At 70.6% G+C, this 16949-nt stretch carries 14 protein-coding genes; 10 read left to right on the forward strand and 4 right to left on the reverse strand.

The features are described from left to right. Both GTW43_RS16850 and GTW43_RS16855 read left to right on the forward strand, forming a co-directional pair. Positions 1–1802 (forward strand): SpoIIE family protein phosphatase (locus GTW43_RS16850; protein ID WP_161302844.1); only part of this gene is annotated, 1802 nt, incomplete at its 5' end. A gap of 117 nt (positions 1803–1919) precedes the next feature. After that, positions 1920–3383, forward strand: a complete 1464-nt coding sequence (locus GTW43_RS16855; protein ID WP_161302845.1) for a catalase — start codon at positions 1920–1922, stop codon at positions 3381–3383. Between the two features lie 76 nt (positions 3384–3459). Here GTW43_RS16855 and GTW43_RS16860 read toward each other — a convergent pair whose 3' ends face one another. Further along, positions 3460–5769, reverse strand: coding sequence for a transglycosylase domain-containing protein (locus GTW43_RS16860; protein WP_161302846.1), 2310 nt, complete (start codon positions 5767–5769; stop codon positions 3460–3462). Between the two features lie 247 nt (positions 5770–6016). Here GTW43_RS16860 and GTW43_RS16865 point away from each other — a divergent pair, with 247 nt between their 5' ends. The 5 genes from GTW43_RS16865 to GTW43_RS16885 all read left to right on the forward strand — a co-directional run bounded on the left by GTW43_RS16865 (position 6017) and on the right by GTW43_RS16885 (position 10881). Next, entirely contained in the window at positions 6017–6946 is a 930-nt protein-coding gene (locus tag GTW43_RS16865; RefSeq protein WP_161302847.1) for an SPFH domain-containing protein, read from the forward strand. Further along, entirely contained in the window at positions 6943–7191 is a 249-nt protein-coding gene (locus tag GTW43_RS16870; protein ID WP_161302848.1) for a hypothetical protein, read from the forward strand. Before GTW43_RS16865 ends, GTW43_RS16870 begins: the two co-directional genes overlap by 4 nt. A gap of 71 nt (positions 7192–7262) precedes the next feature. Beyond that, the gene (locus GTW43_RS16875) at positions 7263–7790 is read left to right on the forward strand and encodes a PadR family transcriptional regulator (RefSeq protein ID WP_161302849.1); all 528 of its coding nucleotides are present in this window, start codon (positions 7263–7265) and stop codon (positions 7788–7790) included. Next, positions 7787–8485, forward strand: a complete 699-nt coding sequence (locus tag GTW43_RS16880) for an ABC transporter ATP-binding protein (protein WP_161302850.1) — start codon at positions 7787–7789, stop codon at positions 8483–8485. Before GTW43_RS16875 ends, GTW43_RS16880 begins: the two co-directional genes overlap by 4 nt. Then, a complete protein-coding gene (locus tag GTW43_RS16885) occupies positions 8482–10881 on the forward strand; it encodes an ABC transporter permease (protein ID WP_161302851.1) in 2400 nt (799 codons plus the stop codon). Before GTW43_RS16880 ends, GTW43_RS16885 begins: the two co-directional genes overlap by 4 nt. Positions 10882–10901: 20 nt before the next feature. Here the strand turns inward: GTW43_RS16885 and GTW43_RS16890 are convergent, their stop codons facing one another. Together GTW43_RS16890 and GTW43_RS16895 are read right to left on the reverse strand one after the other, a co-directional pair. Beyond that, positions 10902–12167, reverse strand: coding sequence for a transposase (locus tag GTW43_RS16890; protein ID WP_161302852.1), 1266 nt, complete (start codon positions 12165–12167; stop codon positions 10902–10904). A 201-nt stretch (positions 12168–12368) separates the two neighbouring features. After that, a complete protein-coding gene (locus GTW43_RS16895; RefSeq protein WP_161302853.1) occupies positions 12369–13229 on the reverse strand; it encodes a transketolase in 861 nt (286 codons plus the stop codon). Between the two features lie 235 nt (positions 13230–13464). Between GTW43_RS16895 and GTW43_RS16900 the strand changes: the two genes are divergently transcribed. Next, positions 13465–14121, forward strand: coding sequence for a ScbR family autoregulator-binding transcription factor (locus GTW43_RS16900; RefSeq protein WP_161302854.1), 657 nt, complete (start codon positions 13465–13467; stop codon positions 14119–14121). Between the two features lie 226 nt (positions 14122–14347). Next, the gene (locus GTW43_RS16905; RefSeq protein ID WP_161302855.1) at positions 14348–15826 is read left to right on the forward strand and encodes an FAD-dependent monooxygenase; all 1479 of its coding nucleotides are present in this window, start codon (positions 14348–14350) and stop codon (positions 15824–15826) included. Between the two features lie 31 nt (positions 15827–15857). Here GTW43_RS16905 and GTW43_RS16910 read toward each other — a convergent pair whose 3' ends face one another. Beyond that, positions 15858–16526, reverse strand: a complete 669-nt coding sequence (locus tag GTW43_RS16910) for a ScbR family autoregulator-binding transcription factor (RefSeq protein WP_161302856.1) — start codon at positions 16524–16526, stop codon at positions 15858–15860. Between the two features lie 77 nt (positions 16527–16603). On the opposite strand from GTW43_RS16910, the gene GTW43_RS16915 reads away from it, so the two are divergent. Beyond that, positions 16604–16949: AfsA-related hotdog domain-containing protein (locus GTW43_RS16915; protein WP_272922535.1), on the forward strand; the 346-nt coding region annotated here is incomplete at its 3' end.

The raw sequence follows: 16949 nt of genomic DNA on the forward strand, positions 1-16949 counted from the left end.
CGGTGCGCCCGGCGGGGCCGCCGTCCGGCACCGAGCGGCGCTCCGGACAGCCGCGCCCCGCGGGGCAGCCGGTGGCGATGCGCCGCGACGGCGACCGGCTGCGCTTCGTGGGGGCCGCGACCCGGCGGATCGCCCGCGGCATCGACCTCGACGAGATCGTGATGGGGCTGTGCCGGGCGACCGTGCCGACGTTCTCGGACGCGATCCTCGTCTATCTGCGCGAGCCGCTGCCGGTCGGCGACGAGCGACCCACGGGCCCGATGGTGCTGCGGCTGCGCCGCACCGACCGGATCCCGGACGCGGACGACACCGACACGGACTCGGACGGTGGGAGCGCTACCCTCGCCGCCGCCCTGCCCCAGCCGGAACTGGCCGCGGGAAGCGCCGAGTTGTGCGAGGTCCGCACCGGAGGCGCGCTCGCCGAGGTGCTGCGCGGGGTGCGCCCGGTGTTCGCGGACTCCCCGGCGGCCGTCGCCGCGCTGCCCGAACTGCTCGGTGAGTGCCGGTCGTTGCCGACCGGCCGACGCGCGATCCTGGCGCCGCTGCGGGGGCGGCGCCGGGTGATCGGCGCCGCGGTGTTCCTGCGCCGCCCCGACCGGGCCGCGTTCGACGCCGACGACCTGCTCGTCGCGGGCCAGCTGGCCACGCACAGCGCGCTCGGCATCGACAAGGCGGTCCTGTACGGGCGCGAGGCGTACATCGCCGACGAGCTCCAGCGCACCATGCTGCCCGAGACGCTGCCGCGGCCCACCGGGGTGCGGCTCGCCTCGCGGTATCTCCCGGCGGCCGAGACCGCGCGGGTCGGCGGCGACTGGTACGACGCGATCCCGCTGCCGGGCAGCCGGGTCGCGCTGGTCGTCGGCGACGTGATGGGCCACTCGATGACCTCGGCGGCGATCATGGGCCAGCTGCGCACGACCGCGCAGACGCTGGCCGGGCTCGACCTGCCGCCCCAGGAGGTCCTGCACCACCTCGACGAACAGGCGCAGCGGCTCGGCACGGACCGCATGGCGACCTGCATGTACGCGGTCTACGACCCGGTCTCGCACCGGATCACGATCGCCAACGCGGGCCACCCGCCGCCGGTGCTGCTGCACCTCGGCGGCCGGGCCGAGGTGCTGCGGGTCCCGCCGGGGGCGCCGATCGGCGTCGGCGGCGTCGACTTCGAGGCCGTCGAGCTCGACGCGCCGGCCGGGGCGACGCTGCTCCTGTACACGGACGGCCTCGTCGAGTCCCGGCTCCGTGACGTGTGGACGGGGATAGAGCAGCTGCGTGAACGGCTCGCGGCCACCGCGCAGTTGACCGGACCGGATCATCCGCCGCCGCTCGAGGCGCTGTGCGACGACGTCCTGGACATGCTCGGCCCCGGCGACCGGGACGACGACATCGCGCTGCTCGCGGCGCGGTTCGACGGGATCGCGCCGAGCGACGTCGCGTACTGGTTCCTGGAGCCGGAGGACGCGGCGCCGTCCCGGGCGCGCCGGCTCGCCCGCTCGGCGCTGGCCCGCTGGGGTCTGGAGGAGCTGAGCGACTCCGTCGAGCTGCTGGTGAGCGAGGTCGTCACGAACGCGGTGCGGTACGCCTCACGGCCGGTGACCCTGCGGTTGCTGCGGACGGATGTGCTGCGGTGCGAGGTCGGGGACGATGTGCCGCAGCTGCCGCGGCTGCGGCAGGCGCGGGCCACGGACGAGGGCGGGCGCGGCCTGTTCCTGGTCAACCGTCTCGCCCGGCGGTGGGGGGCGACCCGGCTGTCGACCGGCAAGGTGGTCTGGTTCGAGCTCTCGTTGCCGAGTACGCCCTGAGGCGTGGCGTGGGCGTGGGAGGGAAATGTTGCCGACATCGTGTCGGCGGCGTTGACTGGTCCGGGTGACCAAGGCGGACACATCCCTCCATACCCCACGCAATGACGGGAGGACGTCGTGACCGAGGCACCCGGCACGGTCCCGCACACGACCTCGAACGCGGGCATCCCGGCGGAGAGCGACGCGCACTCGCTGACCGTCGGCTCCGACGGACCGATCCTGCTGCAGGACCACTACGTCATCGAGAAGATGGCCCAGTTCAACCGCGAACGGGTCCCCGAGCGGGTCGTGCACGCCAAGGGCAGCGGCGCGTACGGCGTCTTCGAGGTCACCCACGACGTCAGTCAGTTCACGTGCGCGGACCTCTTCCAGCCGGGCCGGCGCACCGAGATGCTCGCGCGCTTCTCGACGGTCGCCGGTGAGCAGGGCTCGCCCGACACGTGGCGCGACCCGCGCGGCTTCGCCCTGAAGTTCTACACGCAGCAGGGCAACTACGACATGGTCGGTAACAACACGCCGGTCTTCTTCGTGCGCGACCCCAGCAAGTTCTCGGACTTCATCCACTCGCAGAAGCGCACGATCGACAGCGGTCTGCGCGACCACGACATGCAGTGGGACTTCTGGACGCTGTCCCCGGAGAGCGCGCACCAGGTCACGTGGCTGATGGGCGACCGCGGCATCCCCAAGACGTTCCGGCACATGGACGGCTTCAGCTCGCACACCTACCTGTGGGTGAACGGCGGCGGCACGAAGTCCTGGGTGAAGTACCACTTCAGGACCGACCAGGGCAACGCGTTCCTGACGCAGGACGAGGCCGACACGCTCGCGGGCACGGACGGCGACCACCACCGCCGCGACCTGTTCGAGGCGATCAAGCGCGGCGAGCACCCGAGCTGGACGCTGCACGTGCAGGTCATGCCGTTCGAGGACGCGCCGGACTACCGGTTCAACCCGTTCGACCTGACCAAGGTGTGGCCGCACGCGGACTACCCGCTGATCGAGGTCGGCCGGATGACGCTGAACCGGAACCCGGAGGACTTCTTCGTCCACATCGAGCAGGCCGCCTTCGAGCCCTCGAACCTGGTGCCGGGCATCGGCCCCTCTCCGGACAAGATGCTGCTCGGCCGGCTGTTCTCGTACCCGGACACGCACCGCTACCGCATCGGCGCGAACTACACCGAGCTGCCGCCGAACCGGCCGCACGCGCAGGTCCGCTCGTACGCCAAGGACGGCTCGATGCGCTCGACGCCGCCGAACGTGGCCCGCCCCTACGCGCCGAACTCGTACGGCGGCCCGGCGGCCGACGGTCCCGCGCAGGACCCGAAGGGCTGGGCGGTGACGGGCGAGATGGTACGCGAGGCGTACGCGCTGCGCCGTGACGACGACGACTGGGGCCAGCCGGGCACGCTGGTGCGGGACGTGCTGGACGACGCGGCGCGGGAGCGGCTCGTGAACAACGCGGCCGGGCATCTGCTCGACGGCGTCTCGCGGCCGGTCCTCGACCGCGCGCTCCAGTACTGGCGCAACGTCGACAAGGCGCTGGGCGACCGGATCGCGAAGCAGGTCGACGGGGCCTCCTGACCGCCGCGGGCGTGCACGCGCAAGGGCGCCCGGAACCGTGAGTGCGGTTCCGGGCGCCCTTGTGTGCGGCGTCGCGCTAGTCGTTCTTCCGCGTGCCGTTCGCGCCGTTGCCGGTCCAGCCGGAGTCGCCCTGGCCGTCGCCCGGGTTCTCCGGGATCTCGATGGTCGGGCTCGACGGGTCGGTCGGCGGCTCGACGGTGTTCGTCGGGTCGTCCGTCGGCGGCTCGGTGGTCGGCTCGTCGGTCGGCGTGGACGGCGTCGAGGGGTCCTCGGTGGTCGGCTCGTCGCTCGGGGTCTCGGGCGCCGTGGGCTCGTCGCTCGGGGTGGCCGGGGCCTGGGTCGTCGGCTCGACGCCGGCGCCCATGTCGGTGTCGAGGTCGAACCGGGTGTCCGGGTTCGCGGTGTTGAAGGTGTACTGGGCCCAGATCCGGGCCGGGAAGTCACCACCGTTGACCCGGCCGCCGCCGGCCGCGCCGGACATCGAGACCTGCGCGCCCGCCTTGATCTTCACCGGGTCGTCGTCACCGCACTGCGTGGTGCCGGCCGCGGCCGCCTCGCCGAAGAGCCCGACGGACGTGACGAGGTCCGGGGTGTACCCGGTGAACCAGGCCGACCGGTTGCAGTCCGAGGTACCGGTCTTGCCGGCGACCTGCTGACCGTCGCGCCCCGGGTTGTCGCGCACCGAGGCGCGGGCCGTGCCGTCGTCGACCACGCCGGTGAGCACCGAGGTGACCGAGTCGGCGGCGCCGCGGCTGATGACCTGGTCGCCGACCGCGTCGGGCAGTTCGATCTTCTGGCCGCGCTGGCTGACCGACTTCACGATCTGCGGGGTGACCTGCTTGCCGTGGTTGTCGAGGGTCGCGTAGACACCGGCCATCTCGAGCGGGCTGGCCCCCATCGTGCCGAGGGTCTGGGCGTAGTACGGCTTGAGGTCGGCGTCGTCCATGCCGAGCTTCTTCGCCGTGGCCATGACCTCGTCCATGCCGACGTCGGCGCCCATCTGCGCGAAGACGGAGTTGACCGACTTGTTCATCGCGGTCTGGACGCTGACGTCGCCGTAGTCCTGGTCGTCCTCGTTCGGCGGGGCGAACTTCACCTCCTCGCCGTTCTCCACGACCGGCCGCTCGCTCGTGCCGTCGTAGACGGTGCTCGCCTTGATCGACGTGCCGTCCTGGGTCTTCGCGTTGTTCTCCAGGGCGGCCGCGAGAATGATCGGCTTGAACGTGGAGGCGGGCTGGTAGTCGGTGCGCGCCGCGTTGTTGCCCCAGTGCTTGTCGATGCCCGGACCGCCGTACATGGCGAGCACCTTGCCGGTCTTCGGGTCCACCGAGACGGCACCGGCCTGGAGGTTCGCGTCGGCCTTGCGGCTCTTGGGCTCGAGGTGGTCGGTGAGCTGCTGCTTCACCGACTTCTCGAGCTGCTTCTGCTTCTTGCGGTCGATGTTGAGCGTGATCGTGTAGCCGTGGGCGTCGAACTGCTCCTCGGTGAGGTTGAGTTCCTTCATCACCTCGGCCTTGGCGGCCTGGTAGAGGTACCCCTCCTGGCCCTGGAGTCCTGCGGCGGCCTTCGGCTTGTCCGGCGTCGGGAAGTCGTCGTCCGTGATCTTCTGGCGATCGGCCGCGCTGAGCCAGTGCATGTCGACCATGTTGTCGAGGACGTAGTTCCAGCGGGCCTTGACGAGCTTCTTGCCGGTGTCGGAGGCGATCGCCCAGTCGTACTGGTTCGGCGCCTGGAGCAGCGCCGCGAGGTACGCGCCCTGCTTGACGTTCAGGTCCGAGGCGTCGACGCCGTAGTAGGCCTGGGCGGCGGTCTGGATGCCCCAGGCGCTACGGCCGTAGTAGCTGGTGTTGATGTAGCCCGCGAGGATGTCGTCCTTGGACTTCTTGCGGTCCACCTTCAGCGAGATGACCAGTTCCTTCAGCTTGCGCGTGACGGTCTGGTCCTGGGTGAGGTAGTAGTTCTTCACGTACTGCTGGGTGATCGTCGAACCACCCTGCTTGCCCTTGCCGGTGACCGTGTTGAGCACGCCGCGGGCGGTGCCCTTCAGGTCGATGCCCTGGTCCTTGTAGAACGTCTTGTTCTCCGCGGCCACGAAGGTGCGCTGGACCTCCTTGGGCACCTCGTCGAGCTTGACGATCTCCCGGTTGACCTTGCCGACGCGGGCCATCGTGTCGCCGTTGCTGTACTTGTAGACGTTGCTCTGCAGCTCGGCTTCCGGATTGCCCTCGGGTATGTCGATCACCATGTAGAGCACCACGAAGGCGCCCATGCACAGGAGCACGAGCCCGAAGAACGTCCCCAGCAGCTTCTTCCACGTGAAGAAGCGGCGTATGCCCGTGGGCCGCGCCGCGCGCCTGCGCTCGTGCCTCGCCTCCGCTCGGCCCATGACCTCTGTCGCTCCGCTTCTCATCCGTCGTCATTGCTGATTGCAGCTCATGAAGCTAACACCGTCACATGAGGCAAATCCGTGCCCTTCCGGTCATTTCCGGACGTGACAATCAGCACCTACCCCATGGGAACCGACGATCCAGACGTGCGGATGGTTGCCGTAGGCGCTAAAGTGATATCACTTTGCTAGACAGCGTTCGTTCCGACGGGGAACGAACCGCCAGCTCAGGGGAACGGGGACAGACATGTCAGAGACGGACGCCACACCGGACGTTCCGACCATGCCGAAGGCGCACGTGCGCGAGGTCACGGCCCACAGCATCGGCGGCGGGCTCGCCCTGCTGCTCGGCCTTCTCGGGCTCGCGGCCGGCGTCGTACTGGTCGCCGTCGGCACGACGCTCGGCTCGGCGGGCGCGCAGGCCCTGCTGATCGTCGTCGGCGTCGTGATCGCCGTCGGCGCCTTCTTCGCGATGTGCGGGCTGAACATGGTGGCGCCGGGCGAGGCCCGCGTCGTCCAGCTCTTCGGCCGCTACCGGGGCACGATCCGCACCGACGGCCTGCGCTGGGTGAACCCGCTGACCTCGCGCACCAAGATCTCCACGCGGGTGCGCAACCACGAGACCGCGGTCCTCAAGGTCAACGACGCGTACGGCAACCCGATCGAGCTCGCCGCGGTCGTCGTCTGGAAGGTGGAGGACACCGCACAGGCCACGTTCGAGGTGGACGACTTCCTCGAGTTCGTCTCGACGCAGACCGAGGCGGCCGTCCGGCACATCGCCATCGAGTACCCGTACGACGCCCACGACGAGGGCGGCCTGTCGCTGCGCGGGAACGCCGAGGAGATCACCGAGAAGCTCGCGATCGAGCTCCACGCGCGCGTGGAGGCGGCCGGCGTCCAGATCATCGAGTCCCGCTTCACGCACCTCGCCTACGCGCCCGAGATCGCCTCGGCGATGCTCCAGCGGCAGCAGGCGGGCGCCGTGGTCGCGGCGCGGCGGCAGATCGTCGACGGGGCCGTCGGCATGGTCGAGGCGGCGCTCGCCCGGATCGCGGAGCAGGACTTCGTCGAGCTGGACGAGGAGCGCAAGGCGACCATGGTGAGCAATCTGCTCGTCGTGCTCTGCGGGGACCGGTCCGCGCAGCCGGTCCTCAACACCGGGACGCTCTACCAGTGACGCCGCCTCCCCCGCCGCCGCGGCCGCGGAAGCAGGTGCTGCTGCGGCTCGATCCCGCGGTCCACGACGCGCTCGCGCGGTGGGCCGGGGACGAGCTGCGCTCGGCGAACGCGCAGATCGAGTTCCTGCTGCGGAGGGCTCTCGCCGAGGCGGGGCGGCTGCCCGGCGGGGCGGGGCCGATCGCCCGGCGGGGCCGTCCGCCGAACCGCCCCGAGGGTCCGGAGGATCCGGCGACCGACGGTTAGCAGGGCCCGCTCCCGGGCAGGATCCCGGTTGCTATACACACCACGTATACACGGCGTGTACAGTCACCCCCATGTCCATCGGCCACACCCTCCTCGGGCTGCTCGAATCCGGGCCCCGCCACGGTTACGACCTCAAGCGCACCTTCGACGAGACCTTCGGTCACGACAAACCGCTGCACTACGGGCAGGTCTACTCGACGATGTCCCGCCTGCTGAAGAACGGCCTCGTCGAGGTCGACGGCATCGAGGCGGGCGGCGGCCCCGAGCGCAAGCGCTACGCGATCACCGACGCCGGCATCACGGACGTCCAGCGCTGGCTGGCGACCCCGGAGAAGCCGGAGCCGTACCTCCAGTCGACCCTCTACACGAAGGTCGTCCTCGCGCTCCTGACCGAGCGCGACGCCGCCGAGCTCCTCGACTCCCAGCGGGCCGAGCACCTGCGGCTGATGCGGATCCTGACCGACCGCAAGCGCAAGGGCGACCTCGCCGACCAGCTGATCTGCGACCACGCCCTGTTCCACCTCGAAGCCGACCTGCGCTGGCTGGAACTGACCGCCGCGCGCCTCGACAAGCTCGCCGCGGAGGTGCGCCCCTCATGAGTTCCGCCCCGGCTCCCGCCGGCTCCCTGCTGACCGCCGTCGACCTGCACAAGACGTACGGGCACACGCCCGCGCTCGACGGCGCCGCCTTCTCCGTCCACCCCGGTGAGATCGTCGCCGTCATGGGCCCGTCCGGCTCCGGCAAGTCGACGCTGCTGCACTGCCTCGCCGGCATCGTCACGCCGGACTCCGGCTCCATCACGTACGGCGGCCGCGAGCTGACCTCGATGTCCGACGCCGAGCGCAGCGCCCTGCGGCGCGGCGAGTTCGGCTTCGTGTTCCAGTTCGGCCAGCTGGTGCCCGAGCTGACCTGCGCCGAGAACGTCGCGCTGCCGCTGCGGCTGAACGGCGTGCGCCGCAAGGAGGCCGAGCGGCGTGCCACCGGCTGGCTGGAGCGCCTGGAGGTCGACGATCTGGCCGGCAAGCGGCCCGGTGAGATCTCCGGCGGTCAGGGCCAGCGCGTCGCCGTGGCCCGCTCCCTGGTCACGAGCCCGCGCGTGCTGTTCGCGGACGAGCCGACCGGCGCCCTCGACTCCCTCAACGGCGAGCGCGTCATGGAGCTGCTCACCGAGGCGGCCCGCGGTGCCAACGCCGCGGTCGTCCTGGTCACGCACGAGGCGCGGGTCGCCGCCTACTCCGACCGCGAGGTCGTGGTGCGCGACGGCAAGTCCCGCGACATGGAGTTCGCCCGATGACGCTGCTCGACGACCGCCCCGCGGAGCGCGCCCCCGCGCCCGTCCGCCCGGGGTTCACCGGCCGCGTCCGCGACCTCCGGATCGGGGTGCGCTGCGCCGTCGCCGGTGGCCGCGAGGGCTGGATCCGTACGCTCCTGACCGCGATCGGGGTCGGCCTCGGCGTCGCCGTGCTGCTCGGCGCGGCGTCCGTGCCGACGCTGATGCAGCAGCGCGACGACCGCGGCGCCGCCCGCCAGCTCGGGGTCACCGCGACCGGCGACTCCGCGCCGCGTTCGGACCGCTCGTTCCTCCTGACGGACGCGTCCTCCGAGTTCCGCGACGCGTCGGTCGGCGGCTATCTGCTGCGCCCCGACGGCGCGCACCCGGTGCTGCCGCCGGGCGTCGACCGGATGCCCGGCCCCGGCGAGATGGTCGTCTCCCCCGCCCTGCGCCGGCTGCTCGACTCCCCCGACGGCAAGCTCCTCAAGGAGCGCTACCCGTACCGGGACGTGGGCACGATCGCCCCGGCGGGCCTGAGCGACCCCTTCGACCTGTACGTGTACGCCGGCTCGGACAGGATCACGGCCGACCGGGACGGACGGCGCTACGACACGTGGGGACACCGGTACGGGACCACGCCGATGGACCCCGTGCTCGTCGTCATGGTGATCCTGGCCTGCGTCGTGCTGCTCGTGCCGGTGGCGATCTTCATCGCGACGGCCGTGCGGTTCGGCGGCGAGCGGCGCGACCGGCGGCTCGCCGCGCTGCGCCTGGTCGGCGCGGACGTGCGGATGACCCGGCGGATGGCCGCGGGCGAGGCACTGTTCGGGGCGGTCGTCGGCGTGCTGCTCGGCGCCGGGTTCTTCCTCGCGGCACGGCAGCTGCTCGCCCATGTCGAGGTGTGGCGGCTGACGGCGTTCCCGTCGGACCTGTCGCCGGTGCCCGTGCTGGGCGCGCTGATCGTGGTGGCGGTGCCGCTGGCCTCGATCGCGGTGACCCTGTTCGCCCTGCGCTCGGTGGCGATCGAGCCCCTGGGCGTGGTCCGCAGCCGGCGCGGCCGGTCCCGCAGGCTGTGGTGGCGGCTGCCGATCCCGGTGATCGGCGCGGCGCTGCTGCTGATGTCGAGCGCGACCGGCAGCACGGACACGTTCGGCGTGGTGCGGATCTCGGCCGGGATCGGCCTGCTGCTGATCGGTCTGGTGCTGGTGCTGCCGTGGCTCGTCGAGGCGGTCGTGGCCCGGCTGCACGGCGGTTCGGTGCCGTGGCAGCTGGCGACGCGCAGGCTGCAGCTGTCGAGCACGGCGGCGAGCCGCGCGGTCGCGGGCATCACCATCGCGGTGGCCGGCGGCATCGCCCTGCAGATGTTCACCACCGCCGTCGACGACGACTTCGTGAAGTCGACGGGCGCAGACACCCGGCGGGCGCAGATCTCAGCGAACGCCAACTTCCCGAGCGGCGCGCTCGCCCAGCGGATGGTGAACGAGTTCGGCGCGACGAAGGGCGTGCGCAAGGTCATCGGCACGGTCGACACCTGGGCCAGCCCCGCGGGCGCGAAGCCGGACGCCGACGGGTACACGTCGAGCGTGACGCTCTCCGTCGGCACCTGCGCCGCGCTGCGCGAGCTGGCGCACCTGCCCTCGTGCACGGACGGCGACGTGTTCCGCGTGACCGGTTCCGGCGACGCGTACATGGAGTCGGAGCTGAAGAAGATCGGCGGTCCCGGCACCCGTCTGGAGGTCGACGGCGCGGACTTCGACAAGAAGGCGGAGAAGGCGGTCTCCTGGACCCTGCCGAAGAACACCCGGACCGTGACATCACGCCGCGACCCGAGCGGGGACACCTTCGGCGGCCTCCTGGCCACGCCCTCCGCGTTCGACACGCGCGTGCTGCACAACTCGTCGACGTCGGCCCAGGTCCAGGTGGACGAGTCGGTGCCGGACGCGCTGGAGTTCGTCCGCAACACGGCGTTCCGGATCGACCCGGCGATGCGGGTGTGGACGCTGAGCTCGACCCAGCAGGACAAGCAGTTCGCCAGTATCCAGCGCGGTCTGTTCACCGCGGCGGCCATCACGATCTCGCTGATCGCGGCGTCGATGCTGATCAACCAGATCGAGCAACTGCGCGAGCGCAGGCGGCTGTTGTCAGTGCTCGTCGCCTACGGCACCCGGCGCTCCACGCTCGCCTGGTCGGTGCTGTGGCAGACGGCGATCCCGGTCGTGCTCGGCATGGCGCTCGCGGTGTCGGGCGGCCTGGCCCTCGGGGTGCTGATGCTCCGCATGGTCGACAGGACGGTGACGGACTGGTGGGTGTTCCTGCCGCTGGTGGGTGTGGGCGCTGCGGCGATCGCCGGCGTCACGCTGCTGAGCCTGCCGCCGCTGTACCGCCTGATGCGCCCGGAGGGCCTGCGCACGGAGTGACGTCCGCGGGCCGGCCCGGGTCATGCCGCACCGACCCTGGGCTCGCCCGACGGCACCAGCGACCCTCCTTCCGCAGCACCGGGCGGGGCCTGCGCGCGGGAGGACGAGAGCACGGTCACGGCATGCGCCAGGGACACCATCGTCATGTGGTGGTGCCAACCGCGGTACGAGCGGCCCTCGAAGTCGCGGATGCCGAGGCCGTCGCTCACCTCCGCCAGATCGCGCTCCACACGCCGCGAGAGCATGGCCGTGCGGTACACACCGCCGAGCGGCGACTGCGCGAGGTTGGTGAGCCAGAACTCGCTCGGGGAACTCCGGCCGGAATCCGCCCAGGCGGCCAGCAGTACGAGGTCGAGGCCTTCCGGCTGCCCTTGCTGCACGGTGGATCCCCCGTGCAGCACGACAGGCACGGCACCGACCGACGTGGCACGCATGGTGCGCTCCGTGTGGTCGAACCACTCCACCGGTATGCGCTCCTTGTGCAGGGCCGTCAGCAGCCCGGCCGCTCCCGCCCGTCCCCCGGCACGGTCACCGGGTCCGATCCCGCTCCGCCCTGTCCTCCCTGTCCTCGACTCAGGCGGCATCGGTGCGATGGAGGACGGATCGATCCGGACGACGAACGGAATCTGACGGCCCGCCAGCTCGGCGCAGACCGTCTGCGGCGCCGCCTCCCGCCCGTCCATCACCACCGGCCGACCGCGCAGCCCCCACTCCCGCGTCATCTTGCTCACCGCGTCGACGGCGCACTGCTCGGGCGGGCACGAGCCGACCTCCGTGGGGATGGCGGCACGGCGGCGCAGGTCCTCCTGGCTCGTCCAGGACTCGGGCAGCGCCAGTTGCCAGTCCACAGGACAGCTGCCGTCCTCTCCCGCGAGCCAGACGCTCATCGCCTGCTGGCAGTTGACGACACGTCCGATCCGTGGGACCCACTGCCGTTCCACGCCGACCGTGTGCCGGCCCACCTTCGTGATCACGAGGGGCTGCACGACCCAGGCACGAGGCTGCGCACGCGCGATGAGCAGCCGTGCCAGGTCGCCGCGCACCTGATCGGCGTCCCACGGCGACTTGCTGATGAACTGGTTGAGGCTCTGCTCGGCCCCGCTGCCCACCCCGTGGGCGAGAGCACGCATGGTCTTCTTCCCGCGGACCGCGAGCAGCCCCCTCACATAGACCTCACCCCAGCGCCGCTGGTCGCTTCGGGGGATGGAGCGCAGCACGGAGAGAACCTCAGCGAGTTCGTTCGGTGACATGTGGTCGGGAAGCGCCTGCTGACCTGCGGTGGACACCGTTCTCCCCTCTCCATCGGCGACCCCAGTCGGCGCGGCGCCTCTCCGCGCCGCCCGGCAGCGTCACGCCACCCGGGTCGCGGCTGACCGCCCTCGCGCGGTGCCTGTCCTCGCGCAGCCTGCGGGTGATGATCACGCCGGTCCGGCGGGGCCCTGTCATGACTGCGCTGCAGGGTCGCGGCCGACCGCACCGACGCCCGGTCACCGCCGAAGCCCTTCGACGGACGCCAGCACCTGGTCGACACCGGCGCCCAACTCACCCTCGAGCGCCACCCCGAAGACGGCGCAGCCGGGCATCAGCCGACTCAGCCGCTGTCGGACACCCTGCGGTCCCTGCCAACCACCGAGCACGACGAACCGGTCGTAGTGCCGGGCCATTTGACCCGCCGCAGCCGCCAAGTGGCCGTCGTCGACGTACACCAGATGCGCGTGCGCCACCCCCGCGTACCGTTCCCGGGCGGCCAGTGCGAGCCGGGTGCCGTCCTCGCCGACCGAGACCAGGCAGACCCTCGCGTCCGCGGGCTCTCCGGACTCCGGACCGGCGCCCCAGACAACCGGGGGGATCTCTCCGTCGTCAGCTCCGGTCCAGTCCGCCGTCACGTCGGCAGGTGCCCCTGCTCCGATGCGGATGTGGTGCGGCCGCCCCGAACGAACCGCCATGCGCACCACCGACCGGATCTCGTGCACGCCGCTCGGCGCCGCGATCCGTAAGCGCGGCACGCCCAGCAGCTCCGCCGGACCGTCCTCGATGTCCGGCACCACCACCGACGCCCCCACCCGCAGATAGGCGAGCGCCAGACGAGGGAGCCGCGCCTCTCGGGCCGCGTCGCCCAGACCGCACACGAATACCCTGAACCCAGCCGTGACCAGCCCTTCAACCATGCTCACCATGGCGCTCTCCACACTGCCGAGCGGGAAGAACCGGTCCGGGTGCGCCGCCTCGAAAGGATGCAGGGCGCCGCGCGGCAGGGCTTCCACGCACACCACTCGGGCGTCTTCCGCGCCGATCTTTGCCAGTTCCTCGCGATAGACGACCTCCGCCCGGACGATCGCAACGCCCACAGCGCAACCCCTTTCAGAGAAGGTTCATGCCTCGCTCGGTAGATTACAAACCGACGGCCCGGTTTGCAAACGGTCTCTCCGCCCGTCACGGGTCCCTTTATTGGACATTTCGGCCGCATCTCGACCGATGAAGCGCATGAAACGAACCACATGGTCGGTTCTATACTTGCGGGCCGGGTGGCGCACACATGGGGCGCACCCCTTCGACCGCAACCCGCCCCCGAAGGAGGCACCAGTGACCCAGCAGGTGCGCGCCGCCCGCACCCGGCACGCTCTCATCCACTCCGCCGCTCTCTCGTTCGAGGCGCACGGCTACACAGGGACACGCCTCACCGACATCAGCTCGGGAGCGGGTGTCAGCGTCGGAGCCCTCCACTTCCACTTCGACAGCAAGCCGGCGATGTCGGATGCCGTCCAGGAGGCGGCACACCAGCACTTCCGGCGAGCCGCCCAGGCCGCGCAACACGGACAGTCCAGCGCACTCCAGCAACTGATCAACTCCACCCACGCCATTGCCGGACTGTTGAGGGCGGACGTCGTGGCACGCGCCGGGCTGCGGCTCAACCGGGACGGAACCCTCAGCAACCCGGTCGACTTCCCGAGTCAGTGGCGCGCGTTCGTCGATCGCCGATTCATCTGCGCCGCAGACCAAGGCGCCCTGCTCGCGCCGCAGGCCCACCACACGCTCGCGCGTTTCGTCACCGCCGCAACCATGGGGCTTGAAACACTCGGCAGAACCGACAAGTCGTGGCTTGCGACGCACACCATCACCGACCTCTGGGCATGGCTGCTCCCCAAGGTGGCCACGACAGACACAGGACTCTCCCCAGCAGGAACAGACACATCCATGCCACAGGTCGCGCCGAGGACACCACCGGCCAACACCTCGTGACACCACACAAAGGCCGATCACCCCAACGACAGTTTCCCGTCATGCCGTTGGACCACATTGAAAACAAAACCGCTTGGTCAGTATCTTTACCTCCAGCACCGCACTCGGCAGATCACCACGGCGTCCGTCCCACCGCATCACCGCAGCGGCACGGCCGCACGACGGGTGATCATCGAGTGCGCCTGCCTGATGGATCGCTAAGCAACCACGCACGGGGGATGAGTCGATGGAACGTGTGGAACTCGCGATTGTGGGAGGGGGCCCGGTCGGAATGCTCCTGGCGGCCGAGGCCGGACGGTACGGACTACGCACCGCGCTCGTGGAGACGGCAGCCTCCACGTCGGATCAGCCGAAGGCCAACACCGTGCACGCCAGGGCACTCCAGTCGCTGGCGCGCCACGGATACAGGGAGGTCCTTCCTGAACACGGAGCCTCGGACAACACGGCGATGTTTCACTTCGCCGGCATCGACGGCCTGGCCATCACGTCTCCCGAGCACGAGCCTCCCCCTGTGGCCAAGTGCCCCCAGGCGGTTCTCGAGCGGGCCTTCGAACAGCACGCCCGGGCCAGGGGTGTTCACGTCCTGCGCGGCTGCCGCGCCACACAGATCAGCCGCACTCGGGACCATGCGCACCTGACACTCCAGAGCGAGCGCGGCAGCCATCGGATCAGCGCGGACTATGTCGCCGCCGCGGACGGAGCACACAGCTCCATCCGCGAACAGATGGGCTTCACCAAGGACTTCCGCGCTCCCCGCATCTCGGCGCTCCTCGGCGTGGTCCGCTTCGCCGATCCCGCAACCGCGCCGGCCGGGTGGCACAGGACTCGACGCGGATGGACCGTCGCGCGCGACTTCGGCAACGGCTACACACTGATTCGAGCGATCACCTTCGCCGGAACCCCTCCCGACCGTCGCGCCCCGGTGACGTTGGGCGAGCTGCAGCGCGAGGCGTCCTACATTCTCGGCCGCGACCTGAAGATGACGGATGCGCTGCATCTACGACGCTTCAGCGACGTGTCCACACTGGCCCACCGGTTCCTCGACGGACGGGTCGCCCTGGTGGGGGATGCCGCACACACGCACTTCCCCATCGGAGGACAGGGCCTGAGCACCGGGATCCAGGACGCCCTCAACCTCGGCTGGAAATTAGCTCATTGCATCCGCGGCACAGCGGGGAAGGACCTGCTCGAGACCTACGACGAGGAGCGCCGCCAAGCAGCCCAGCGGGTCATCGACAACACCCGGGCACAAGCGGTACTCATGCGCCCCGACCCCGAACTCGACCCGCTGCGCGACCTCTTCACCGGCCTGATCCGGCACGACAAGGACCAGAACCACCTGGCCGCCGCCATCAGCGCCCAGGACACCCGCTACGCACCCAGGACGAAGGGTGCCTCCCCCCTGGAAGGCACGTTCCTGTCGAACCGACCGCTCGTCACAGAAGACGGCCGGTCAACCAGTGTCGTCGAACTCCTGACCGAGGGGCGCCCGCTCCTGCTCCTGTCGGGGCCCGGCGCCGACAGCACACACCGTGCGCAGAGCCGGGCGTGGAACACCGTCGTGCGAACGGTCTCCGTACGACCCGATGCAGGACTGCCGCAGGAGGCCGTACTCGTGCGGCCCGACGGGTACGTCGCATGGGCCTGCGACAGCGCCGACTCACTGCCCGAAGCGCTGCGTGTCTGGTTCGGCGAGGAACCATGAGCGGTAAGGCCCCCCGGACCGGGGGCCGGGTTCAGCCGGCCGCGACCTCTTCGCCGTCATCCGCCGGTTCCTGCTCGAGGGCGGCCCGCGCAATCCGATCGAGGTCGAAGTCCAAAGACGCCAGGACCGAAGGCAGCGCGATGGCAGGCATCAGGTGCCGGGTCAGTGCCTCCATGCGTTCTGCCAGGTCCGCGTAGTTCGACAGCGCCTGCGACATGGACTGGATACCTGCGAAAGCCCCGACAAGGACGTCGGCCGATTCTCCTGGCACCACGTGCGGCAGCAGTTCACCCCGGCCTGCCGCCTCCTCCATGGAGCGCGCGAGTTGTCCGCTCCACCCCGTGAACGCGTCGCCACGACGGCCACCCATCGCCCCCTCGTCCAGCGACAGCCGCACAGCTGCGCGCACCACAGGATCAGTGCGCAGCCGGTACGTCTGGGACGCGATGAGGTCGATGACCTCCTGAAGCTTGATGGACCTCGGCAACAGCGGCAGACCGTCGGGCAACTGCTCCTCGAGCAGTCCCCGCGCCAACGCTTCCTTGGAAGCAAAGTGAAAGTACAGCGCACCCTTGGTGACCTGGCCTCGAGCCAGGATCTCCGCGATCGTCGCCGCCTGGAAGCCACGCTCCTCGAACACGCCCGCCGCCGCTTCCACGATGACCCGCCGGGTTCTGATCGCTCGGTCTTGCTTCGGCACGCGTGCCTCCATGTCCGCACCAGCTAAGAACAAACCGCCCAGTTTGTATTTTACCATCTCCTGGCAAAGAGGGCCCCATGTTCACTGCTCCGCTTTCCCCGACCATCGACTCGGCCGCCGCCTTCGCGCACCGGACCACCGATCGCGACACCTTCATCCGCAGCTGGCAGGCAGCGGGTGCCGGCCGTCACTTCGCATCGGCGCGGCTTCCCCACGATCACCCCTTCTTCCCGCCGTCCCGGGACGGCCGCCCCGACCCGCTGCTGCTCGCCGAGAGCTTCCGCCAGGCCGGCCTCGTGATCCTGCACGCCGGCCACGACGTACCGCTGGACCACGTCTTCCTCCTCGGCTCCCTCCAATACGACTACTCCATGCCCGTGCCCGACGCGCAGGGCGGCCCCTGCGAGTTGACCCTGGAGGTGA

The sequence above is a fragment of the Streptomyces sp. SID5785 genome, from assembly GCF_009870065.1.
GTDB lineage: Bacteria > Actinomycetota > Actinomycetes > Streptomycetales > Streptomycetaceae > Streptomyces.

What these genes read in the sequence shown, in the direction of transcription:
- GTW43_RS16880 (WP_161302850.1), top strand. Translation starts at nt 7,787, where the DNA reads ATGAGTTCCGCCCCGGCTCCCGCCGGCTCCCTGCTGACCGCCGTCGAC.
- GTW43_RS16905 (WP_161302855.1), top strand. Translation starts at nt 14,348, where the DNA reads ATGGAACGTGTGGAACTCGCGATTGTGGGAGGGGGCCCGGTCGGAATG.
- GTW43_RS16860 (WP_161302846.1), bottom strand. Translation starts at nt 5,769, where the DNA reads ATGGGCCGAGCGGAGGCGAGGCACGAGCGCAGGCGCGCGGCGCGGCCC.
- GTW43_RS16885 (WP_161302851.1), top strand. Translation starts at nt 8,482, where the DNA reads ATGACGCTGCTCGACGACCGCCCCGCGGAGCGCGCCCCCGCGCCCGTC.
- GTW43_RS16875 (WP_161302849.1), top strand. Translation starts at nt 7,263, where the DNA reads ATGTCCATCGGCCACACCCTCCTCGGGCTGCTCGAATCCGGGCCCCGC.
- GTW43_RS16865 (WP_161302847.1), top strand. Translation starts at nt 6,017, where the DNA reads ATGTCAGAGACGGACGCCACACCGGACGTTCCGACCATGCCGAAGGCG.